16 protein-coding genes are annotated in these 25,280 nt (G+C 42.3%); 11 read left to right on the top strand and 5 right to left on the bottom strand.

Annotation, left to right across the window (positions count from 1 at the left end; all coding sequences use genetic code 11):
• The first annotated feature begins 181 nt into the window (after positions 1-181).
• The 3 genes from FD724_RS10960 (at position 182) to FD724_RS10950 (ending at position 8,844) form a co-directional block, all read left to right on the top strand.
• Complete coding sequence (locus FD724_RS10960; protein WP_179072652.1) at positions 182-2,524, top strand: response regulator; 2,343 nt, start codon at positions 182-184, stop codon at positions 2,522-2,524.
• 217 nt (positions 2,525-2,741) lie between these two features.
• On the top strand, positions 2,742-8,342 hold the full coding sequence (locus FD724_RS10955) for a PAS domain S-box protein (protein WP_179072651.1): 5,601 nt from the start codon (positions 2,742-2,744) through the stop codon (positions 8,340-8,342).
• A gap of 250 nt (positions 8,343-8,592) precedes the next feature.
• Positions 8,593-8,844 carry a hypothetical protein gene (locus FD724_RS10950; protein ID WP_179072650.1) on the top strand — a complete coding sequence of 84 codons (252 nt, stop codon included), beginning with the start codon at positions 8,593-8,595 and terminating at the stop codon, positions 8,842-8,844.
• 42 nt (positions 8,845-8,886) lie between these two features.
• On the opposite strand, the gene FD724_RS10945 is transcribed toward FD724_RS10950, so the two are convergent.
• The 3 genes from FD724_RS10945 to FD724_RS10935 all read right to left on the bottom strand — a co-directional run bounded on the left by FD724_RS10945 (position 8,887) and on the right by FD724_RS10935 (position 10,662).
• Positions 8,887-9,369 (bottom strand): hypothetical protein, encoded by a 483-nt coding sequence (locus tag FD724_RS10945; protein ID WP_163936003.1) that lies wholly within the window; start codon positions 9,367-9,369, stop codon positions 8,887-8,889.
• A 181-nt stretch (positions 9,370-9,550) separates the two neighbouring features.
• Positions 9,551-10,093, bottom strand: a complete 543-nt coding sequence (locus tag FD724_RS10940; protein ID WP_179072649.1) for a hypothetical protein — start codon at positions 10,091-10,093, stop codon at positions 9,551-9,553.
• Positions 10,094-10,209: 116 nt separating this feature from the next.
• A complete protein-coding gene (locus FD724_RS10935; protein WP_179072648.1) occupies positions 10,210-10,662 on the bottom strand; it encodes a cupin domain-containing protein in 453 nt (150 codons plus the stop codon).
• 205 nt (positions 10,663-10,867) lie between these two features.
• Between FD724_RS10935 and FD724_RS10930 the strand changes: the two genes are divergently transcribed.
• The 5 genes from FD724_RS10930 (at position 10,868) to FD724_RS10910 (ending at position 17,933) form a co-directional block, all read left to right on the top strand.
• Positions 10,868-12,403: an ATP-binding protein gene (locus FD724_RS10930; protein ID WP_179072647.1), complete on the top strand. Its 1,536-nt coding sequence runs from the start codon at positions 10,868-10,870 to the stop codon at positions 12,401-12,403.
• 106 nt (positions 12,404-12,509) lie between these two features.
• Entirely contained in the window at positions 12,510-12,884 is a 375-nt protein-coding gene (locus FD724_RS10925; protein ID WP_114082561.1) for a response regulator, read from the top strand.
• A 466-nt stretch (positions 12,885-13,350) separates the two neighbouring features.
• Positions 13,351-13,632, top strand: coding sequence for a Nif11-like leader peptide family RiPP precursor (locus tag FD724_RS10920; RefSeq protein WP_179072646.1), 282 nt, complete (start codon positions 13,351-13,353; stop codon positions 13,630-13,632).
• A gap of 240 nt (positions 13,633-13,872) precedes the next feature.
• Positions 13,873-14,163: a Nif11-like leader peptide family natural product precursor gene (locus FD724_RS10915; protein ID WP_179072645.1), complete on the top strand. Its 291-nt coding sequence runs from the start codon at positions 13,873-13,875 to the stop codon at positions 14,161-14,163.
• A gap of 461 nt (positions 14,164-14,624) precedes the next feature.
• Complete coding sequence (locus FD724_RS10910; RefSeq protein WP_256874522.1) at positions 14,625-17,933, top strand: type 2 lanthipeptide synthetase LanM family protein; 3,309 nt, start codon at positions 14,625-14,627, stop codon at positions 17,931-17,933.
• A 260-nt stretch (positions 17,934-18,193) separates the two neighbouring features.
• On the opposite strand, the gene FD724_RS10905 is transcribed toward FD724_RS10910, so the two are convergent.
• Entirely contained in the window at positions 18,194-18,649 is a 456-nt protein-coding gene (locus FD724_RS10905) for a hypothetical protein (protein ID WP_179072643.1), read from the bottom strand.
• A gap of 236 nt (positions 18,650-18,885) precedes the next feature.
• Positions 18,886-20,433, bottom strand: a complete 1,548-nt coding sequence (locus tag FD724_RS10900) for a hypothetical protein (RefSeq protein WP_179072642.1) — start codon at positions 20,431-20,433, stop codon at positions 18,886-18,888.
• 722 nt (positions 20,434-21,155) lie between these two features.
• Between FD724_RS10900 and FD724_RS10895 the strand changes: the two genes are divergently transcribed.
• From FD724_RS10895 to FD724_RS10885, 3 genes are all read left to right on the top strand, one after another.
• The gene (locus FD724_RS10895; RefSeq protein WP_179072641.1) at positions 21,156-22,595 is read left to right on the top strand and encodes an NHLP bacteriocin system secretion protein; all 1,440 of its coding nucleotides are present in this window, start codon (positions 21,156-21,158) and stop codon (positions 22,593-22,595) included.
• A 101-nt stretch (positions 22,596-22,696) separates the two neighbouring features.
• Complete coding sequence (locus FD724_RS10890) at positions 22,697-23,098, top strand: hypothetical protein (RefSeq protein WP_179072640.1); 402 nt, start codon at positions 22,697-22,699, stop codon at positions 23,096-23,098.
• Complete coding sequence (locus FD724_RS10885; protein WP_179072639.1) at positions 23,064-25,280, top strand: NHLP family bacteriocin export ABC transporter peptidase/permease/ATPase subunit; 2,217 nt, start codon at positions 23,064-23,066, stop codon at positions 25,278-25,280. Before FD724_RS10890 ends, FD724_RS10885 begins: the two co-directional genes overlap by 35 nt.

The following is a 25,280-nucleotide window of genomic DNA, read 5'->3' as shown; positions in this document are numbered from 1 at the left end:
CCTACTTAGCGACATAGTGCTTATCTGTTATGATATTCGCCCATAAGTAATTTTCCTTCAAGTTAGTTTTTCGATTGCTTGATGTTTATCGTTATGTATTTACTGCTTATAAAGCCAATTTGGTCTAATTTTTGTTTAAGTCCCAATAGGATTTCTATATGCAAAAAAAGGTAGTGTTGCGATGAGAATCTTGCTGATCGAAGATGACGAAGTTTTAGCAAGTGTTTTGTTGCAGTCTCTTACCCAACAACACTATGCTGTTGAAATAGCAGAAGATGGACAAATTGGCTGGGAATATGCCCAAGCTACGAACTACGACCTGATATTAACAGATGTGGTACTGCCGAAACTGGATGGAATTACTTTATGCCAGCGCTTACGTTCTAGTGGCTGTTCCACTCCTATTTTATTGATCACAGCAAAAGATGAAACTAGCGATCGCATTCGTGGACTCGATGCTGGAGCAGATGATTATCTAATTAAACCTTTAAATTTGAGAGAACTGCAAGCAAGAGTACGCGCTTTGCTACGTCGCGGCGATACTCCCCGTCCTCCAGTGCTAGAAGTTGGAGCATTGCGTTTAGATCCAAGTATTTGCGAAGTAACATACGACAATCAAGTTCTGGATTTGACACCTAAAGAATATAGTCTGCTGGAGATATTACTGCGGAATCCATTGCGGGTTTTTAGTCGGGGAGATATTATCGAACATCTCTGGACATTTGACGATCCACCCCAAGAGGAAACTGTGAAGTCTCATATTAAGGGGTTACGACACAAGTTGAAAGTAGTTGGAGCCGTGGACTGGATTGAAAACGTTTATGGTTTGGGATATCGCTTAAAATCCCAAAAAACTAATAGTAGTGGAAATAGCAAAGAAATAACTCAAAAAAATCCAGTTCAGAATTCTCCATCCGTTGAACAGCAGTTTCAGCAAGCAATGAATGGGCTGTGGAGTCAATATCAGGGGCTAATGACACAGCGAATGGAGGTATTGCAACAAGCAGCAGCAGAACTCTCTAGCGACACACTAACTATAGAATTACGTAACTCGGCAAAACTGGAAGCGCATAAGCTAGCTGGTGTTTTGGGAATGTTTGAGCAAGAAATAGGAACTCAAATAGCGCGGGAAATTGAACAGATTTTAGCCAAAGAAGGGGATTTATTAGCAGCCCAAAAACGCCAACTGCGATCGCTAATACAAGAGTTAGGCGAATTGTTAAATCTCATGGCACAAAAGCTAGTAAATCAAACTGCTACCTCCATTGAGGAAGAGATAAGTTCTAAGTTACTGCTGATTGACCCTGATTTACAACTGGGTTCACAGTTGCAACAAGTGGCATATTCTATGGGAATGCGTTGGCAGCAAATAACAACCTTAGAAGGTGCAAAGAACTTCTTGCAAACCACATCACCAGATTTAGTAGTGCTAAATGTAGATGAGTTCGGGCAACGAGAGGAAAGTTTAGCATTAATGTCGGACTTAGCAACACACACCCCTCCTATACCTGTTCTGGCGCTTGCTGTTACCGATCAATTAGTGGATCGTGTAACTTTGGCTCAGTCTGGGGCGCGGGGTTTTCTTCTCAAGCCTGTCACCGCAAATCAAGTTTGGGAAACTGCCTCACAAATATTACAGTTTACCCGTTCTTTAAAAGTAAATGTATTAGTCGTTGATGATGACCCGCTTATTTTAGCAGCACTAGGCCCAATGTTAGAACCTTGGGGAATGCGAATCACCGGATTGGACGATCCCCTACGTTTCTGGGAAGTATTACAATCTACTGCACCAGATTTGTTGATTTTGGATGTGGAAATGCCCCAAATTAGTGGTATAGAACTTTGCCAGGCAGTTCGCACAGATCCCCAATGGCAGGAATTGCCAATTGTCTTTCTGACGGCTCACCGAGAGATGGAAACGGTGCAGCAGGTGTTTGCTGCTGGGGGAGATGATTATGTGGTGAAACCTGTTGTAGGGGCAGAACTGCTGGCCAGGATTACCCATCGCTTAGAACGCAGCCGCCTACTACAGTCGCTCTCTACCAAAGATCCCTTAACGGGACTGGCAAATCAATTTCAGTCTAGCCGCGACTTACAGCGCCTGATTGCTCAAGCTGAAAAAAATCAGCGATCGCTTTGCTTGATGATCTTGCATATCAGCGATTTACGCCAAATTAATATCCAGTACGGTCATGAGGCTGGTAATCAAGTATTGCAACAATGGAGTCGTCTATTCCAATCAGCATTTTGCAGTGGCGAAATATTAGGCTATTGGGGTAACGGAGAATTTGTGGTAGGAGTTTCTGGTTTTACGGAAACAGAAGTAAGTGTAAACACAGAGCAGCTTGTCGTCAAACATCGCCTCAGTGAAATTTTAATTAAGCTTCGCCAGCAAGTATTTACAGCTTCAAATGGCGATCGCTTCCAGGTAACTTGTAACTTTGCTGTGGTTGAGTATCCTAATGATGGACTAAAGTTACAATCTCTATACCAAGTTGCTAATTCTATGCTGAAGCAGAGCTAGAAGGCAATAGGAAAGAAAGCTTTTTGAGTATTGGGTAAAGCATGTATTCAAAACCTTTCCCCTTTAACCCTCAATGATGCTGATAACCGTATTACTGCTGTAACATTTAAAGGCAGTATGTAGTTTTGCTATGGTTAAATATCTTAACGATTAACTATAGATACAATCACTATACCAAGTTGTTCTATCTACACCAGGAGACATTAAGGAGTGGGTGATGAGCGCTAAACAATTGGAGCAGGTGAAGCAATTGCAAGCTACCCTCACCAAGATGGAAGTAACATTAGGTGCGATCGCTGATGCTGTAGTCTGGGTAGGAGAAGACCGACGCATTGAATGGTGCAATTCTCATTTTGAATCTCTGGTAAATCAACCCCACGGCAATATCTGCGGCGCAAAATTAACTGGCTTGCTACCCTTATCACAAGCAGGACAGCCAGCCTATCCTGATGTGCAGATACTCAATGGGGAGTATGAAACAGCAAATTATCAGTACCAGCAGGGTGAGCGAACTTTAACACTACAAATTTCTGGTAGCTGTACCGAACTGGCTGACGATCGATGTGCAATACTGGTGATTCGGGATATCACGCTAGCGAAACAAACTCAAGAATCCTTGCAAGAGATTGAGGAGCGATTGCAGACATTAATTAACGCTACACCCGATATTATCTGTTTAAAGGACGGCGAGGGAAAATGGTTGCTGTCAAACCAGGCTAACCTAGAATTTTTAGAGATACAGGGGGTTGATTATCAAGGTAAAACAGATTCCGAACTGGCAGAATTTAGCAATTTTTATCACGATGCTTTACTCAACTGCAACCAAACAGATGAACAAGCTTGGCAGTTGGGATGTGTGCATCGGGTAGAAGAAATTATACCTCGACCTGATGGAACAATCAGCAGTGTCGATATGATTAAAGCTCCCCTATTTCACCAGGATGGTAGACGCAAGGCTCTGGTGGTTTTAGGTAGAGATTTGAGCGAACGCAAACAAACTCAAATAGCCTTAGAAAACTCTTTGTCTTTGTTAAGCGCTATCTTTGAATCGATTCAAGACGGTATCTTAGTAGTTGATAGTTTAAGTAATATTACTACTCATAACCAAAAGTTCTTAGAAATGTGGTCAATTCCACCAGAACTTTTGACAGAACCAGATCATCCTCAGCGACTGGCCTATTTGGCAAATCAGCTAAAAGACCCCGATGCGTTTTTGCAACGAGTCCGAGAATTGTATTCACAGCCGGAAGTAGTTAGTTATGATTGCTTAGAACTACAAGATGGTAGGATATTTGAGCGATACTCCTGTCCTCAGCGCATTGGCGAACAGATTATTGGCAGAGTGTGGACTTTCCGCGATATTACCCAACGCCAAAGGTCAGAAGAAGCACTAAGGCAAAGTGAGTTGCAATATCGCACTATTTTTGAAGCAATCAATGATGGACTATTTATTACTGATATAGAAACTGAACAAGTCGCTGAAGTTAATCCTGCGGCTTATCAAATGCACGGTTATTCTTATGAAGAATTTCTCGCTTTACATCCATCTGTCTATATTCACCCAAGCTCACATTCGGTTTTTCTAGAGTTTCTTGAAACAACGCGATCTGGTGAGCAATTTTATGGGCAAGCAGTTGATATCTGCAAAGATGGTACTTTAATAGATGTGGAAGTCAAAGGAACGACTTGCATTTACAACGGTAAGCCACACATCTTGGCAGTGGTGCGCGATATTAGCGATCGCAAGCGCACCGAAGAAGCCTTACGACAAAGCGAAGTCCAGTATCGAGATTTGGTGCAAACAGCCAACTGTATTATTCTACGTTGGGACGGCAACGGTGACATTATATTTTTAAATGACTACGGTCAAAGGCTTTTTGGCTTCGATTTAGATGAAATTATTGGACATAATGTCATCGGCACAATTGTTCCAGAAACCGAGACTTCTGGGCGTGACTTACAGACATTAATGGTTGATATTTGTCAACACCCAGAAAACTATCTATTCAACGAAAATGAGAACTTATGCAAAAATGGCGATCGCGTCTGGATAGTCTGGGCAAATAAACCCATATTAGATGCACAAGGAAACTTAATCGAAATTCTTTCAGTCGGCACTGATGCCACAGAACGCAAACGCGCTCAAGCAGCCCTCCAGCAAAGCGAGTTAAAGTTCCGTAGCATCGTTGAAAATGCCAATGACCTGATATTCGTCCTTAACTTAGATGGAATCTTTACCTATCATTCGCCTAATGTTACCTCAATTATGGGATACAGCCTAGAGGAAATAGAGGGCCATTCTGTGGCGGAGTTTACCAAACCGGAAGATTTAGCAACTAGCGCCGCAGCATTACAAAGGGCTGCCACTGGAGAAAAACTGACTGATATTGAGGTGCGATTAAGACACAAAAATGGCAACTGGCGATGGTTCAACTTTAATACTTCGACAATTAATTCTGAGAGTGGCACAGTTGCTATTTTGGGTGTAGGGCGTGACATTACAGAACGCAAGCAAACAGAAGAAGCTTTGCGGCGTAGTGAAATGAAATACCGCAATATCTTTGAAAATTCTCAAGTGGGTATTTTCCGCACTCGGCAACAAGATGGATTGATTATCGAGGCTAATCAACGCGGTGCCGATATTTTAGGTTTTGCCTCTGCTGCTGACTTGATTGGCAAGTTTTTCACAACTGACTTATATGCTAATCCAGGCGATCGCACGCGGATGTTAGCAGAGTTAGAAAAAGACGGTGAAGTTCGTAATTTTGAAGTAGCACTACAGCGGTTTGATGGTTCGTTTGTTTGGTTACTGTTGTCACTCCGTCTCAACGCCGAAGAATCCTGTTTGGATTCTGTTTTTACAGATATTAGCGATCGCAAACAACAAGAACAGGCTTTACGCTTAATTGTTGAGGGTACAGCAGCAAAAACAGGTAATGAATTCTTCAATTCCTGCGTTCGTTACCTGGCTGAAGTATTGCAAGTTCAATATGCCCTAGTCACTGAGTTTGATGATGAGCGGAAAACTAAAGTCCGCACTTTGGCATTTTGGTCTTGCGGGGCGATTAACGAAAATTTGGAATACCATTTGCACGGCACTCCTTGTCAACATACCTTGGAAGGCAATATGTGCCACTACCCCCAAAGAGTGCAAGCTGCTTTCCCTGAAGATGCAGATTTAGTGAGGATGAATGCCGAAAGTTTTTTTGGCGTTCCTCTCACCAGTTCCTCTGGGGAAATCATTGGACATCTAGCAGTGATAGATGTCAAACCAATGAAGCACGATCCGGGACGGGAACTGATTATCAAAATCTTTGCAGCCCGTGCCGGTGCCGAATTAGAACGCAAACAAGCAGAAGCAGCCCTACAAGAAAGCGAGTTAAAGTTTCGCACTATCGTTGAAAAGGTCAATGATGTGCTATTCGCGATCAGTCCTGATGGGGTTTTCAACTATATTTCCCCTAATATTTTGAATACTACCGGATTTGCCCCCAGCGAAATGGAGGGTAATTCTTTGGGATTATTTACTCATCCTGACGATGTGCAAAAATGTCAAGAAGTCGCCCAAACTATCTTCGCAACCGGTGAAGGAATTTCTGGTACTGAGTACCGCGCCAAACATCGCACTAAGGGCTGGGTTTGGCTAACTTCTAATGCAGTCCGCACACAAGATGCCCAAGGTAACTTCCAGATTGTGGGTGTAGCGCGTGATATTAGCGATCGCAAACAAGCAGAAGCCGCCCTGCAACGTCGGACTCAAGCAGAAAGTTTACTCAGTAGCATTTCTCGCCAATTTATTGACCAAAATTTAGAAACAGCAATTAATTTTACACTCCAAGCGATCGCTCAGTTTATTAGTGCCGAACACAGTTGCATCTTTGAATTATCCGAAGATCAAAGGCGATTCGACTTGATTCATGAATGGTGTGGTGAAAATGTCGAGCCATTGATCGATGTTGCCAAAGGATCGCCTATTGAAAGTTTTCCCTATTTCTATACTCCGATCCTGCGTGGCAACCATATACAAATCCCTTCTGTGGCAGAACTGCCGCCTGATACAGCAGAGAGAAAGCTATTTGAGGGGATGTCATTTCAGTCTGTAGTTGCTGTACCCATGCTTCATTCTGGCAAAGTAGTTGGATTTGTCGGTACAGCGATGATTCACTTATGTAAAGCCTGGAGTCAAGAAGATATTAATCTATTGAAGTTGGTAGGTGAAATAATTGCGATCGGTCGAGCCAGACATCAAGCAGAAGAAGCGCTGAGAATTGCCAAAGAAGCAGCCGAAACTGCCAACCAAGCTAAAAGTGCTTTCCTCGCTAATATGAGCCACGAACTCCGCACGCCTCTCAATGCCATCCTGGGTTTTTCTCAGTTAATGGAACGAGATGCTAGCCTCAACTCAAACCAACGTGAATCTTTAGCAACCATTAACCGCAGTGGCGAACACTTGCTCAACCTGATTAACGATGTCCTCGAAATGTCCAAAATTGAGGCTGGACAAATCATTTTCACCCCTGAAGACTTCGATCTTTATCTGCTGTTGCAAACATTACAAGAAATGTTTCAGGTAAAGGCACAAACAAAGCAATTATTCCTCAGATTTGAAATTGCTCCCAATCTTCCCCGTTATATCCAGACAGATGAGGGGAAACTCCGCCAAGTTCTCATTAACCTTTTGGGTAACGCCGTTAAGTTTACTCAAACAGGGGGAGTAACGTTGCGAGTGAGCTTAGGGAGCGGGGAGCAGGGGAGCAGGGGAGCAGGGGAGCAGGGGAGCAGGGGAGAAGTTGCAGTAAGTCTTTCCCCTCTGCCCCTCTGCCCCTCTGCCCCTCTGCCTCTCTGCCCCTCTGCCTCTTCCCCATCCCTTCACTTTGAAGTCGAAGACACTGGACGGGGAATAGCACCAGAAGAAATGAATAACTTGTTTCAGCCTTTTGTTCAGACAACAAGTGGTATCCAAACCAAGGAAGGAACTGGACTAGGACTGACAATCAGCCGTCAATTTGTGCGGTTGCTGGGTGGTGATATTTACTTAACTAGTAGTCCTGGACAAGGATCTATTTTTAGCTTTGACATCCAAGTAAATTTAGCCGCAGCATTGAAAGTTTCACCAAGGTTGAATAAGGGACGTGTCATCGAGCTAGCAGCAGGCCAACCCTCTTACCGGATTCTGGTAGTGGATGACCGTAAAGAAAACCGCGATTTAATTGTGCAACTTCTTGGTAGCATTGGCTTTGAAATTAAGGCTGCGAATAATGGACAAGAAGCGATCGCAATGTGGCAAACTTGGCAGCCTCATCTTATTTGGATGGATATGCGGATGCCTGTAATGAACGGCTACGATGCAACTAAAGAGATTAGAGCCAGGGAAAGAAATACAAATACAAATCACCACACTGTAATTATTGCCTTAACTGCCAGTGCTTTTGAAGAACAACAAGCGAGTATCTTAGCCGCAGGTTGCAACGACTTGGTTCGTAAGCCATTTCGTGAGCAGGTAATTTTTGAAAAGATAGCTGAATATTTGCAGGTGCGCTATATCTGTACAGAAGAAAGCAGTGAAGATGCAACAGACAACAACCTAAAGAATATTCAATTTTCCATTTTGGATCTTCGCTCTGCAATTACCATTATGCCTGCCCAATGGATAACAGAACTTAATCAGGCAGCCGTTGAAGTCGATGCCGAAAGGATTTTCCAACTAATTGAGCAAATTCCACCAACACATTCTACTTTGGCAGACAAATTGGCAAATTTAGTCCGAAGTTTCTGCTTTGATGAAATTATTGATGTAACGGAAGAAAATTGTAACTGAGTCAACTTAACGTTAAATGGGCGATTAGAAACCGCAGCTAAACGAGGCTTTACCCACGGAGGTGGGTTTCAAACACTCAATTTTCGCCTGTTAATATTTTCTTTGATTGTGCGATCGCATATTTGATAAGTAAAACCAAATTTGTATTAAATAAATTAATTTGTTAATTATAAAAAGTTATTGAATGATAAATTAAAAAGAAGTTTTAGTTAACAAAACTCTTTTTTGACTTATTAATTAACAAGTTTTAGTGACTACAACTCCTTCTGGAGTTACTAACGAAAAAGTTTTAGTGACTATAACTCCTTCTGGAGTTACTAACAGAGAAGTTTTAGTAACTACAACTCCTTCTGGAGTTACTAACGAAGAAGTTTTAGTAACTACAACTTCTTTGAATAAACGAATTCAAGAGTCAGAATCAAGACGCGACGCTCTCTACGAGACGCTGCGCGAACGTATACTCGCTAACGCTATCCACCAGTTGTACAGAATACCCAACTGAATTATGACTCCTGACTCCTGAATTCTGTTCGATAGATATTTATCAAGTTGTTGCTAAAGCAGGTTCTGCCACAAAATATTTCAGATTTTCTTGCTGAGTGGCGAATTTCAAATATTGAGATGCCATTTCTGGTGTTAGCAATTCAATCATTAATCTGTTTTCCACCCAGAACTCAATCACATCAAAGAAAGAATCGCGGTTACAGCGCACTACACGCCAATCTTCACGGACACCGATTTGTTCAATTTCTTTTTGGCTGATGGGTACAGAAATAGCTGCATGAATATCTGTGTACATAGAAGTAATTGCAGTACGGACAAATACGCATTCTTCATCATTTTCACCAGGTTCAATTTGAGAGCCTAAAGGATAGAGTTCAATGGCTGTACCGTATTCATCAAAAGGTATAACCATATAGCTTCCAGGGTTAGGAGGAAATGGAACAGCTTGTGCTTTTAAGATTTCCGCTAGAACTTGAGCAACATGGCTAGGGTTTTTAACAGCAATTGAAATATGGTGAATCATGGGATAACCTCAGTTCGATATTTTATAGATTACAAAGCAATCGGGGAGAACTAGGGGAGAGAAAAAATGGATAATCCAAGATGTATTGCAATAGGGTTCGGTTAAAGCAAGAGACGCGAAATTAGACTGGGCTGGGCTTCGCTACTCGCTTTCGCGTCTCTACATTCTTTTTAAACAATATCTATTGAGGTCGCCCATAGTGAGCTAGACCCTTGCCGTCGGGGGTCGCAAGCAATAGAACTTGCTGCCCGGATTCATTTGTCTCAATCGACCACTCATAAGTCTCAGCCTTTGCCGAATTGCGGCTGGAGTAGGTGCGCCCGCTATTGCAGATTTGCCCTTTGGATGTGCTGTCGCTAGGTTGGAAAGTCAGACGTTGACCTTCAATCTTAACTTTGCCTTTTTCCTCTATGAAGAGATTAGATTCACAGTTATAAGTGGTGATTTGAAGCAGCCGATTTCGCTGGTAGTTTCCGTTAGATGCGAGTTGAAATTGATCGCTTGAACCATTTGGGGCTGCTGGCCGACCTGTGTAGCTGTCTTGGTATTGGATAGACGAGATTCGACCATACCGCCACTCGCCCTGGAGTTCGGCAGGTACTCCAGCATCATTTTTACCAGCTTGACTTGCGCTTGGGTAAAAAACAAGGCTAGCGATAATTCCCAAACTAAACGCACTAGTAGTTAAAAGGTGAGCAGCTTTTGATTTTGTTATTGAGTACATATTGCTTTCTAGAAATAGATTTATTTATCAACAAGTGCAAATTCTGCGTGTTTATGTATAGCTTTTCCCCGTAAGGGCGTACAGCTAGCTGTAAGACCTACATCCAAACAAAAGATTCACGCCAGAAACTGCAATCCATATTTGTTCAAAACAGGCTGCACTTTTTCCATGTTTGGCGGTAGGCTATCTGCGACTTGACCCATTTCTTCATAAAAGTTTTTCGCGCCTTGAGGTGAGATTAAAACCAGAAATTTAGCGGTAGCAGAACGAATTTTGAAGGCGTGTGGTGCATTGTGAGGAATGTTAACAAAAAAGCCGGCTGATGCCAAAATAGTTTCTGTACCAACTTGGATGTCTAGTTCTCCTTCGAGAATATAAAATGCCTCTTCCCAAGGGTGAGTGTGCAGTGGTGGCCCATTTTCTTCTGTGTCTGTAATTTCATAAATTTTCCAAGCTTGATTTGTTTCTTCACCAGTTGCTTTGGTGGTAAATTGTCCACCAAGAATTGAGAATTGATTACCTTCTCCTGGTGCAAGAATAATTGGTTTACGCATGGTTGAACTTTGCATACAAGTTACTCCGTACTGTGTAATTTGGTAGGTGTGAGCTATTAATTTGATTTGATGCTTTTAAGATTAGAAATTAATCGGGGAGAACTAGGGTAGATAAATGAGTAATTGGGATTTCTTTTGTAAACGATTATTAAGATATAGAACTAAGGTTACAATTTCTAGAAATCATTAGTAGCCTATTCTGGCTAAAGTCGATATTGCCATGCCTAAAGAGCCGCTTAACTTTCCCAAAGCAGACATACTGGTGATTGATGACACGCCAGAAAACCTGAACCTCTTATCTGCCATGTTGACGGAACAGGGATATAAAGTTCGGAGTGTAACTAAGGGTTCTACGGGGTTACGAGGGGCAAATGCAGTTCCCCCCGACCTAATTTTGCTGGATGTGAATATGCCTGAGATGAATGGGTATGAAGTCTGCGAACATTTGAAGGCAAGCGATCGCACTCGCAAAATCCCGGTAATTTTTATCAGCGCTTTGGGTGATGTGCTAGATAAGGTGAAAGCCTTTGCAGTTGGGGGAGTGGACTATATCACTAAGCCTTTTCAACTAGAAGAGGTTTTAGCTCGAATTGAAAATCACTTAACGATTTGGAAGCTGCAACAACAACTCCAAGCCCAAAATGAGCGGTTGCAGCAGGAAATTCACGATCGCGCCAAAGCAGAAGAGAAGTTTGCTAAAGTTTTTCGCTCTAGTCCCAATCCAATCGCGATCGCTACAGTCTCGAATGCTCGTTTCATTGATGTCAATCCCAGTTTCTTGAAGATGAGCGGCTACTCTCTAGACGAAGTGATTGGCAATACTGCTACTGAACTTAATTTGGGTAAAAACACAGTCGCGATCGCTCAAACAATTCAACTTCTACCAGAAACTGGGTCACTATACAATCTAGAATTTGAATTTTCAACTAAGTGTGCAGAACTCAAAACCATACTAATATCTCTCGAATTGATTGACTTAGCTGGAGTACCGTGTGCTTTATTAATTGCCAATGACATCACCGAACGCAAACGCCTAGAAAACGAATTTATCTCTTTAGTCAGTCATGAATTGCGTACACCTTTAACTTCCACAATGGGAGCATTAGATTTATTGGGTTCAGAACAACTGGGAACTCTGAATGAACAAGGCCAAAAAGTTCTAAGCATTGCCACCACTAATACTGAACGCCTAATTCGTTTAGTGAACGATATTCTCGATTTAGAGCGGATGAAATCGGGCAAAATCTTCACGCGGAAGATGAAGTACAACGCCGCAGACTTGCTAACTACCGCCACAGAAGCGATGCAAGCAATGGCAGATCAATTTCAAGTCAAATTGATCATAAATCCTGTAGAAGTTGAACTTTGGGCAGATCCCGATCGCCTGCTGCAAACCCTGACTAATTTACTGAGCAACGCTATTAAATTTTCTGAACCAGGAGACACGGTGTATATAAGTGCCACTCTCTCAGAATCTCAAGGCGTTGATCCTAAAGAAAATCAGCCTTTATTACCCAAATACCTTTTGATTACTATCAAAGATCAAGGGCGAGGAATTCCTGAAGATAAATTACAAATAATTTTCGAGCGCTTTCAGCAGGTGGATGCATCCGACTCGCGCAACAAAGGAGGAACAGGTTTAGGACTGGCTATTTGCCGAGATATTATCCAGCAACATGATGGCAAAATCTGGGTTCAAAGCATTTTAGGTGAAGGTAGCACTTTTTATGTACTGCTACCTTTACCAGTGCAATAAACTGCTTCTAACAGCTTAATTTCTCCCTACTTTTCCCCGATCTGGCTTTAGAATAGCTCAAGAGCGATCAAGCAAATCAGCACATATATTTTGCAAGAGTGCCATTATGAACAGAAATATCTTGATTGTTGATGATGAAGAAGATGTGCGGGCGATCGCCAAGTTGGGATTAGAAATGGCTGCTGGCTGGAATGTATTGACAGCAAGTTCTGGGCAGGAAGCTTTGAAGGTAGCTGCTACCCATAAACCAGATGTCATCCTACTAGATATGATGATGCCTGATATGGATGGGCGTGCAACTCTGCAACAACTGAAAGCTAACCCCGCCACTAAGAAAATTCCAGTAATTTTATTAACAGCTAAACTCCAGCAATCAGATCGAGAGAGTTTTACTGATATGGATGTCGCTGCTATTTTTGCCAAGCCTTTCCGTCCATTGAAACTAGCAGAGCAAATCAATGAAGTACTGGTTGCCCTTTAGTTTTAGATAGGACTTACGCAAAAACCCTCTCAAACTCTCATTCCTCAGTGACCTCTGCGTCCTCCGTAGTTCGTTTTCCGTTACCTGTACGTAAGTCCTATTAGATTCATAATCCTTTCAACTCGTCGTTATAGAGGCTCTAGCTCTGGTTACATAGTTAGGGCTAAGATCCAGTTCCCATGTCGTCAATTATTTTCCACCCAAAAATTGGCGTTGCTGAATTCAGGTATGAAAATAATTTTGCGTGATTTCAAAACCCTTGTAGAGACGTTGCATTGCAACGTCTCTACACTAATATCTATATATCTAATCAGCAACGCCAAAAAATTTTCTGCTATTGCAACTATCTCCCCTACTTCTCCCCGATTCTTCTCTAAATTCAAATCAGAAGAGCAGAGAACACCGCACAAAACAAGTGTAGAATCTCTGCGGTTTAGATAAGTCAACAAAAACGGAGGATAGACGGATGTTACACCAAATTAAAGAATTACTTCAAAACGCACAATTACAACAGCAAGTAAAAGCAGCAGCTAATCAAGCAGAAGCTATTAAAGTGTTAGCGATCGCTAGTGCAGAGAAAGGTTATAACTTCACAGTTGAAGCCATTTCTCAAATGCTGGCAGAATTAACCTTTGTGGATTCCAATGAATTGAGTGAAGAAGAATTACTCAGTGTTAGTGGTGGGATGATGGCTGATAGTGCGCCTAAGCTATGTCATACAGAGGGCTGTGGTGGCGGACACTGCTAAAAAAGGTATGTAGCTTCTCTTTCTCTCTGGCATTGTAGCCTCCAAGGTCAGGTTGTTTTTCTAAAACAGCTTTTTAGATCCAACTTTCCCAATATTTTAATTTGGATAATTTCCATACTTGGTAATGAGGTTCAACGCAGAAAGAGATGCTGCATAACAGTTCTCTCTTTACTTTTTTAATCAAGAGAAAGAGGGAATTGAATTAACAATTAATATCACCAACTCTGAGAAAATACAATTATGTTGTCACAAATTCAAAGCCTACTCCAAAATAGCCAACTACGCGAGAATATACAAGCAGCAGTTACCCAAACAGAAGCCATCAAACTGTTGTTAATTGCCAGTGCAGAAAAAGGTTATACTTTCACAGCCGAAAGCGTAGCTCAAATGCTGTCAGAACTGACCTTTGTGGACTCAAACGAACTGAGCGAAGAAGAATTACTCAGTGTTAGTGGCGGTGCAATGGCTGATAGTGTGCCCAAACTATGTCACACAGCCGGCTGTGGTGGCGGACACTGCTATCTCTCGTAATTCGTAATTTTTGGTGAAATATAGGACTCTGACTTGATTTTTGAAAACATACTGAAACTGAAAAGACAGTTTTATCTTAAATTTGTTCAAAAATTATAATATATGAGTCCTAATAATACACCAAATAGTCAAGTGTTTGGTCTTTATTTGTTGGGGACTTGTACCCCAACTAATTCAATTAATAATCACAAGTTATTTTAATTATGCCTAAGATAGGTAGACATAATTGAATATAAAATAAACTCCTAATTTGTAGTGAGCGATTTATCGCTCAGAGCAAGGATTATCAGGCCTAAAGTCCTTACTACAAACTTTAAATTTATTTATGCCTAGATACTTACCTAATTAGTACTTAATTTAAAACTTATTTCATACGAACGCTATTGTTCTTAATGCCAACTATTAAAACGTAGACCAGAATTGATACTTACCTTTTAACTCCCACTATGAGAAATCCAGCTATGGTTCAACAAATTGTTCGCTTATCCCAACAGAAAACATCAGACGATTTAAGAGCGATCGCAGCCAATGCTAGCTTTCTCTGGGAACGCCTTGATGAAAGCAGATTTGCAGTTGATGTCGAGCAAGTAAATGAACAAGAAATTAACCGTCGTAGACATCGCTGGTGCGAAGTTGCAGCAGAGGGTAAATGGGATACGTTACACAAACGCTTACTGTGGGAAGGGCTAGACCTCGATACTGTTAGTTCCAGATTGGGAGCCATTGAGTTACTTGCCGATCAACCTTTGCCTGAGTGGGCAGAAACCTTGCAGCAAATCATCCAAACCGCGACAGGATTCAATTCTGCAACCGAAGTATTTCTACCAATAGATTCACAAAATCCGATTACCTTTGAAGATATCCTTTTGCCTGCTATCTTGGTAGCCAGACAGCAATTACTGACTCGCTGCAACAGTCAATTCACCCAAGATTGTCTTCCCTTATCGATTCTTTCCCACGACGCTTACAGTTCTCTAGAACGTGGTTTACTGAAACGATTAGCAGGAATTTGCACTAAGACATTAGATTTTGAATTTTCTCAGGTGCGTCCCTTTGGTCAAAGCTTGCTCGGCTTACTAGGACTGGAGAAGGAAAATAATAACATTCACTACACCAAGTTTGTCAATCAACTCTTGGAAGATGGAATGCTGGCGTTCTTCCAGAAGTATCCCGTTCTCGGTCGGTTAGTGGCAACAGCAGTCAATTTTTGGGTTGAGTTCACTGCTGAATTTCTCCAACGTTTAGTTGCAGATAGGACAGATATTCAACGAACTTTTAATCAAGCGATCGCTCCATTTTATCAAAACAAAGTTGTTGAAATTCAAACATCCATTTCCGATGCACACAAGCGCGGACGAACGGTGATTTTGCTCACCTTTGAGTCTGGACTTAAACTTGTTTATAAACCCAAAGATTTAGGATTAGAGGTTGTCTTTAACCAATTTTTGGATTGGTGCAATCAACACAGCAATCTTTTAGATTTTAAAGTCATTCAGGTGTTAGAGCGCAACGGTTACGGTTGGGTGGAATATGTCGAACAGTTGCCTTGTGTGGATGAAGCAGCCGCGAAACGATTTTATCAGCGTTCTGGGATGTTGTTATGTGTGCTTTACGCTTTGCGGGGAACAGATTGCCATTACGAAAACTTAATTGCCAATGGTGAACATCTGGTGCTGATTGATATGGAAACGCTGTTGCACCACGAACCGAATCTCATTGAAGACTCACCGCTTACCCAAGATTTAGAAACAACCGCCACACGACAATTTTGGGATTCCGTACTCCGCACCGGACTTTTACCGCGTTGGGACTTTAGTGGCGATCGCAGTGTCGCTTATGATATTAGCGGATTAGGCAGCACAGATCCCCGATTATCTCCCCGCAAAGTCCCGCGCTGGCAGAACATTAATACAGATAATATGCACCTGTTGTCTGAGCCTGTAACCTTGCCGATGGGGAAAAATGTGCCGTTCTTGGGTGAAGTTGCTCTGTCTCCAAACGATTATCAAATGCAAATCACCACTGGATTTGAGCAGATGTATCGCTTTTTGATGGCGCACAAAGATTTCTTAATTTCACGCCAAAGTTTGCTATCTGCTATGCAAAATCAGCAGGTGCGTTTTATCTTCCGCAACACCCGCATCTATGGCATCATCCTTCAAAAAGCTTTAGCACCCGATTACCTCAAACACGGCGTAGATTACAGCATTCAACTCGATGTTCTCAGTCGTGCTTTTCTAGTTGCTCAAAATAAACCGAATGCCTTTCCCGTTTTAAGCGCAGAACTCCGAGCAATGGAACAATTGGATATTCCCTTTTTCACGGCTAGCGCGGTGGTTGATGAACTGAGTTTAAACGGTTCTTCTTCCATTCCCAACTACTTCAAGCAATCCAGTTACCAAGATTTGCTCAACCAGTTACAATCTCTAGATGAAACCGACTTAGCTCGACAAGTAGCGATTATTCAAGGCTCCTTCGATGCCAAGATTGCAACCACTTCCAGCCGCCAAGGTGGGCAATGGCAAGGCGAATCGTTACCGTTGCTAAATTCAGAACAATTGATTGCCGAAGCCAAAGAAATCGCCACTCAACTGGAAACCAGAGCCATTTCTGACCCTGATGGCAGCGTTAACTGGATTGGCCTAGACTTTGTGCCTCGCGCCGAACGATATCAACTGCAAGTATTGAATAATTGTCTCTCTGACGGACGCTCTGGAGTTGCCTTGTTTTTAGCTGCACTGAGTCAAGAAACTGGTGATTCCCGTTACCGTGATTTAGCATTGAGGACAGTGCAATCTCTGCGTCGCCAAATCCATACCATCGATCCCGAAACTTGGGAACGTATGGCTCGTTTCATGGGTGTTGGGGGTGCAACAGGTTTAGGATCAATGATCTATAGCCTGGTGAAAATTAGTCAATTCCTCAACGATGCAACGCTGTTGCCAGACGCTCAAGTATTAGCCGGTTTGATGACACCAGAACTAATTGCTGCCGATGAACACTTGGATATTATGAGTGGAGCAGCCGGGGCAATTTTAGGGTTATTGTCCCTGCATCAAGCCACAGGAGAAGTAACCGTTTTAGAAAATGCGATCGCCTGTGGACAACATTTAATCAACCGTCAAGTTAGCCACAACGGTGGGCCCAAAGCTTGGCATACTTATTGGGATAAGCCCTTAACTGGCTTCTCTCATGGAGCCGCAGGCATTTCTTATGCTTTGCTCAGACTTTATGCCGCCACCTTGAAGGGCAAGTACTTAGAAGCAGGTTTAGCAGGAATCGAGTATGAGCGTAGCGTCTTTTGCCAGTCCACTGCCAACTGGCCAGACTTCCGTAGAATGGGACAATCAGGACAACCTGACTTTGCAAATAAGTGGTGTCATGGTGCAGCCGGCATTGGTTTGGGACGCTTAGGCAGTTTGAGAATCGTGGGAACGCCGGAAATTCAACAAGAAATTGAAATTGCTCTCCAAACTACTCAGAATTTTGGCTTACAAGCGATCGATCACTTGTGCTGTGGTAACTTCGGTCGAGCGGAAGTGCTGTTAGTCGGTGCAAAAATCTGTTCCCGTCCTGATTGGCATCAAATTGCTCACCAGAATGCAACGAATGTTGTGGCTAGAGCCAAGCGAACTGGAGCTTATCAACTGTTCCCCAACTTACCCAATTCTGTATTTAATCCTGGCTTTTTACCCGGCATATCTGGAATTGCTTATCAATTGCTGCGTCTGGCTAACAATGACTTGCCTTCAATATTGTTGTGGGATTGAGCTTGTTGTTCGTACCCAAAAACCGCATTATCAAAAGAAAGCCCTTCTACCGAGATTGGGGAGGGCTTTTTTTGGGCATCACGAACAGGGTAACTTAGAGGTTGTTTGAAAAGTGGTTGGCTGTGATTTTAGCCACTAACTGATCCCCCCTAGCCCCCCTTAAAAAGGGGGGAACCGGAATCAAAGTCCCCCTTTTTAAGGGGGACTTAGGGGGATCTAGAACGTTTTGCTACCAAGAAGAGGACTTTTCAAACAACCTCTTAAGCTTGTGAATCTTCAAAGGTCTCTTTTATGTCTTCAAATGAGCTTGTAGGATCATTTACATTAAAAACAAATCCCGGTGTTGGTATGTTGCCATTTTTAAAGATTACAGCGCCGGGAAGTGGCGGATATATGCGTGGCCCAGCTATACCAGAATATGCTTGTCCGTTCTCTTCGATTTTACCTACAACAATTTTGTATTTATCTCCAAAAGATTTTTCAGCTTTTGATACTAGTTCATTATTTAATGATGCGGCATCATTTGCCAAAATTACAACAACAGGCTTGTCAGATTTTAAAACTTCAGTTTCAAAATTCTCTCGATTGACAGTTGTTATAGTAGCAGCGATCGCAGGAGATGATAAGAACATCATTCCACTTACAACCAACATTAAGACTACTAACATTAGTCGTCGTGTAATTCTATTAACACTTTCCATGATTTTTGCAGACATATTTCTGTGTATCCATCTCAAATTTCAAGTAACCTAGCACGGCTAAAAAAGCGACACAAGTACAGTTAAGACAGATAAGACACTTAAGTAAAAAATCTATCAAAAGAGGTAGCTAGGAAAGACTGGGAATATTTCATAGGACTTACGCAAACAATAGCCGAAACCCTGATTTAACGGTAGGGGCAATTCATGAATTGCCCCTACCACGCGTAGTTTTGCGTAAGTCCTCGCTATATCTACACCAACTTAAATGTACTTAGCCCTAACAACTCCAGGATTTTATTAGTACCTTGGTTAACCTTTAAAATTTCCTCATGTCCTGGATATGTAGCCGCATCGCTAAGATGAAAACCGTAATCTCCTATTTCGGTTTTTAGCGACTTGTTATTCTGCCAATGCTTGTGATATGCCAAGCTTCCGTATGGAACTATTCCATCTCCTGAATGTGTTGATCCATCTATCAGTTGTTCTGTCTTACCCTCTATTTCAAATCTGATTCCGTCTTTTACAAGAAAGTTTCCGTCTGTGTCGTTCAGGTCTGCTGCTACTCTCAGTGATTTTGTTTGTTTTCCGTCTATCTCTTCTACAGAAGAAAGGTAGTATGCACCGACATGTGTAGGTGTGCCATATGCATAGATAACATCTAATTTCTGAACAGGTGGGCACTCTACCAGCTTACCCCCGTCGCCGTCCACAATACTACGTATCAAATTATCGTCTTGATAATGCTCCTGCTGATATTTCAGTGTAGTTTGTTCGGCTCCTCCATCTGTTAATATGTCTCTGATTATTTTTGGCTGAAAGTCATTGATTCTTGATGCATCTTTGCTTTTCTCTTTGACAAACGCAAAATGTTCAGTGTTCAAAAATGCCTCTGGCGCTTTTGTTATGGGCAATAGCCAAGGAACACTCGAATAGCTTTGGATTACTGATTTAAGATCCTTTATTGCTGCCTTTCCTAATACTATTGGATCATCTGATCCTAGAAAACGAATTGCTAAAGGGCCGCCAAGCCACGGTGGACTAACTGCTATATATCGTTCTATATTTTCATCTATCCACTGTTCCCCTAACTCCCCTTTACTTTTAACCCACTGTAGAAAATACTGCGTAACTCGATTTCCCATACTATGAGCTATTATCACTACACGTTTTTTGTTATATTCGCGTTGCTTTTGTATTTCATCTTTGAGCTTATTAAAGTAGCCATACTTTTCGTTCAGACCTTTTGGTGATACTCGCCAATCGTATGGAAAAGCTACCAAGTTACCTTGATTATTATTTTCATTCTTCACATATCCTTGTCTTACTAACTTCTCAATTAAAGCGGCAAAATATCGATTGTCTTTGCCAGTCTCAGGGTCAAAATCAGGCTCTGTGTCTGGAGCTACCCTCTCAATTGCTTTAAATCCCTCTACAGGATGATTATCCTCGTCATTGGAGGCGGTTATACCATCAACCCCTAATGTCATTTGTGTTTTCCACCACGGAGCCGGAGTAATCGTCGGGACAGTCCTAGAAGAAATTGTAGAATCTGGTAGATTCCATCCAAGTGTTTTTAAAGTTACTTTTTCAGGGTTGCTGTTAATTTCTACATCGTCATTTGGTATTGGTCGTGCTGGCACTGTACTCATCAATAAATTCAGCCAAATTGGATATTCTTCTTCTACTCTTGGGGTTAGTGGCGGTAGTATTGGATATACTGTTTGTTTTGAGATGAGCCTAGATCCTGATATTCCATGTATTAAGATAACCGGAAAAAGTTCTTGGTTAGGTGTTGCCATTTGTTATTACCTTGGTTTTGGGAATTTCTATGTTTAAGACTTGAAATTAGAGCGTAACTTTCTGCACAGTTGCTCATTTCACCCCGAAACTTAGCATGGCTGAAAAAGTGACACAAGGACAGTTAAGACAGATAAGACACTTAAGTAAAAATCTATCGAAAGAGGTAAGTGAAAACTCTGCCCTTAAATTGGTATAGTTTTATTCTTAACCTAAATCGGATATTTTCTAATAAAAATGCCGGACACTTGTACCCGTCAAGATTGCAAATTCTGCCCCTTCAGGATGCCCTAAAAGAGCATTGAATTTACTTGGCAATATCAACAATTATTGACAATGATCGCGATCGCAGACTAACTATTTGGCATTGGGACAAGATGGAGCTATTTATTAATTGATAACAGTTTGCTATAAATATGTTTTGGTGCGACTATCAACGAAGTCATAGGCATCCCAGCGTTGTAGACTGTCCATAATGTTTTGTTGAACCCGGATTTCTCACCATACTGTAGGCAGAGGAGTGTGGGGAGTGTGGGGGGTAAGATTTCTTCCCCATCCTCCCACACCTCCCACACTCCTGGATTTCTCACTTGTGAGAAATCCAGGTTGAAGCAGTAGAAGCGATCGCTTCCCTTATTTCTCCCCTAGTTCTCCCCGATCGCACTTTAATCTTAAAGGTCTAGAAGACTTGAGGCTCTGAGTGCCATCAGCAGGAAGGAGAACAATGCAACTCAAACACAGCCATATCTTTCGCCAAGAAGCTCTAGAGCGCTTATCTTCACCAGAACAGCTAGATCAAGCGATAAATGTAGTCAAGCCTCAAGCTTGGTTGACTTTATCTACTTTGAGTTTTGTGGTTGCTGTAGCTGGCCTTTGGAGTGTGTTCGGCAGAATTCCCCTGACTGTCACAGGTCAAGGTATCTTGATTAAACCGCACCATGTTGTAGAATTTCAAGCACCCAGTTCTGGCCCGTTACTAACTCTGAAGGTAAAGGCGGGAGATGTTATTAAACAAGGTGATGTGCTGGGTATCATCGACCAATCAGCGCTAAAGCAGCAACTACAGCAAGAGCAAGTAAAGTTGCAACAACTGCAAACCCAAAATCAAGAAACTGACAGGTTACAAAAGCTGCTGATTGACCAACAAATCATTACTCTTGGACAGCAGAGAATGGATTTGGAAAATAATCTGCGTCGAGAGCAAGGTGCGCCAAAGTTACGCGATCAAACACTGAGAGCGATCGCTCAAAAACGTCAAAGCATTAACTCTCGCAAACAACAAATTAATTATTTACTTAAAACTCTTAAAGGACGAGTTGATAATCGTCGTCACCTTTTTGAGCAGCATGTCATCAGCCAAGATATGTTGGTACAAGCTGAACAGGAATATTTTAACACTCAAAGCGAACTGTCAGATATTGACGTGCAACTCAAGGATCTCGAAATCCAAGAAACCACCACACAACGAGAATATCTGGAAAATCTTAATAGAATTGACGAAATTAAAACAAAAATTAAAGACCTGAATACTCAAAATACTAAATTACGTGAGCAAGACCTGAAGCAATCAATTGACAAAACAAATAAAATTCGGGAAGTAAAGCGCCGTATAGCCCAATTAGAACTCCAACTATCTCAAGAAAGTAGAATCATCAGCAAATACAATGGTCATATTCTGGAAGTGAGTGCTGTCCCCGGTCAAATGATGAATCCGGGTACTCGCTTAGGGTCAATCGAAGCTGAAGAAGCAAATTCAAAGCTTATGAGCCTTGTTTACTTTGCTAATAAAGATGGTAAGCAAATCAAGCCGGGGATGGCTGTACAGGTAACTCCTAGTTTTGCCAAACGTGAACGCGAAGGTGGTATTGTCGGAACGATCGCAGATATTTCTTCATTTCCGGTAACTACACAAGATATTACAGCGATCGTTGGTAACAAAGAAATGGCCGCCAGCCTTGCCGCTAAAGGTGAAAATCAGGTGCAAGCTTTTGTCCAACTCCAAGAAAATCCGACATCAATAAGTGGCTACAAATGGTCATCTTCTGACGGACCAGCTTTAAAAATATCTTCTGGTACAACTACCTCTGTTCAAGTAAAAGTTGGAGAAAAAGCACCGATTTCTTATATTATTCCTATGCTGCGATCTTGGACGGGGATTTATTAATTTACGCTGTGTGCAACTTTCTTTCAAACCTAACCCCCAACCCCTTCCCTACAAGGGAAGGGGAGCAAAAATCAAAGCCTCTCTCCCTGTGGGGGAGAGGTTTGGAGAGGGGTTCTAAGGATAAGTTGCACATCGCGTTAATTTGGGCATTGGGGTTAAAACTTGAAAGTTCACCTTCAGAAGCTCAACTTTCACCCTCAGAAGCTCAACGTCCACCCTCAGAGGCTCAACTTCCACCCTCAGAGGCTCAACTTCCACCCTCAGAGGCTCAACTTCCACCTTCAGAGGCTCAACTTCCACCCTCAGAGGCTCAACTTCCACCCTCAGAAGCTCAACTTCCACCCTCAGAAGCTCAACGTTTACCCTCGGAAGTTCAACGTTCACTCTCGGAAGTTCAACTTTCACCCTCAGAGGCTCAATGTTCACCTTCGGAAGCTCAACGTTCAAGTTTTAATTCTCCAATGCCCCATGTCCAATCCCCAATCCCCAATTCAAAAATTTAAACCAAATCGTGTTCGCACTTCTACACTTTTACAAATGGAAGCGGTCGAATGTGGTGCGGCTGCTTTGGGAATAATTCTTAGCTATTACGGCAGGATTGTGCCACTGGCTAAACTGCGTGAAGAATGTGGTGTCTCGCGGGATGGGAGTAAAGCTTTTAATATTATCAAAGCTGCCAAAAACTATGGACTCAATGCTAAAGGTTTAAAACTGTCTCTAGAAAAGGTGACAGCTACCCGTCTTCCCTACATTGCCTTTTGGAATTTTAACCATTTTCTCGTGGTAGAAGGATATAGCAAAAAACGTGTCTACCTCAATGATTCTGTCAATGGTCGGAGAACAGTAAGTTGGGAAGAGTTCGATCGCGCATATACTGGTGTTGTGCTGACAATGGAACCAGGAGCGGACTTCCAGAAGGGCGGCAAAAAAAATCACATTATTTCGGCTTTAACTACCCGTTTACAAAACTCACGAGTTACTATCTTGTTTTGTCTGCTGGCTGGGTTGTTGTTAACATTGCCTCGGTTAGCGGTGCCAGCCTTTGCTCAAGTGTTTATCGATGAGATTTTAATCCAAGACCGGCAAGATTGGTTACGACCTTTGTTGTTAGGGATGTTGTTAACTACTATATTGCGGGCATTCCTTGCGAGACTGCGGCTGACTTATCTGCGGCGATTGATGGTTAAGTTGTCAGTCAGCACATCAGGACTATTTCTCTGGCATATCCTGCGATTGCCTATTGGGTTTTATGACCAACGTTTTGCAGGGGAAATCAGTAGTCGGGTGCAACTGAATGACCGAGTGGCGGAAGCACTCTCAGGGCCTTTGGCAACCACATTAATTGACGCAGTAATGATGGTTTTTTACCTGCTGATAATGATTCAGTATGACCAATTATTGAGTGCGATCGCAGTTGGTTTTGCTGCAATCAATATTTTCGCCCTCCTATTTTTATCGCAAACTCGTGTCGATGCCAATATCCGCTTGGCTCAAGAATATGGCAAAGTCGGCGGCGTAACAGTTAGTGGCATCCAAACGATAGAAACTATCAAAGCTTCTGGGCTAGAGTCAGATTTATTTGCTCGGTTTGCGGGTTATTACGCTAAAGCACTCAACGCCCAACAGGAATTAGGCTTAAAAACTCAAATTCTCACCACATTACCAACGATTTTGACAGCCCTGACCACAGCTTCTATTCTACTGGTTGGCGGCTTTCAGGTAATGAATGGTAATCTCAGTATTGGGATGCTCGTTGCCTACCAAAGTTTAACACTGAGCTTCTTAGAGCCAGTTAATAGCCTCGTTAATTTCGGTAGTACACTCCAAGATTTAGAAGCTGATTTAAACCGCCTTGATGATGTGCTGCAAAATCCCGTTGATTTGGAAGTGGAGGAGAGGCAGGGGGCAGGGGGGGCAGGGGGGGCAGGGGGAGAAATTACTTTTTCATCTCTGTGGCAATTACAGGGACATATTGAGTTACGAAATATCACCTTTGGCTACAGTCGGGTGGAACCTGCCTTAATTGAAAATTTTAGCTTAACTGTTCAACCTGGACAACGCATAGCGCTTGTGGGGGGAAGTGGTTCAGGGAAATCTACTATTGCTAAATTAATTTGTGGTCTTTATCAACCTTGGGCAGGGGAAATCTGTTTTGATGGTGTAGAGCGATCGCAAATTAAGCGTTCTGTGTTGGCTAACTCATTGGCAATGGTTGAGCAGGATATCTTTTTATTTGCGGGGACTGTGCGAGATAATATCACTCTTTGGGATTCAACTGTGCCAGAAGCTGATTTGGTGCAAGCTTGTCAGGATGCAGCCATTCATGATGCGATCGCTTCTATGCCTGCCAAATATGACTTTGAATTGATTGAAGGCGGTATGAATATTAGTGGTGGGCAACGCCAACGTCTAGAAATCGCCCGCGCTTTGGTGAGAAATCCCACAATATTAGTACTGGATGAAGCAACCAGCGCCCTCGATGTGGAAACCGAATTGATTATTAACCGTAACTTGCGACAGCGTGGTTGCTCATGTATTGTAGTAGCCCACCGCCTGAGTACAATTCGTGATTGCCATAAAATTATTGTTCTAGACCAAGGTAAAATTGTCCAAAGTGGTACCCATGAGGAATTATGGCAGCAAGGCGGAACTTATGTTCGCCTACTCCACGCAGCAGAGGCATAG

Origin of the sequence: Nostoc sp. C057, from assembly GCF_013393925.1 — a bacterium.
Taxonomy (GTDB): Bacteria; Cyanobacteriota; Cyanobacteriia; order Cyanobacteriales; family Nostocaceae; genus Nostoc; species Nostoc muscorum_A.
Note: the sequence above shows the minus strand (reverse complement) of the source record. Positions and strands in the feature narration are given on the sequence as shown.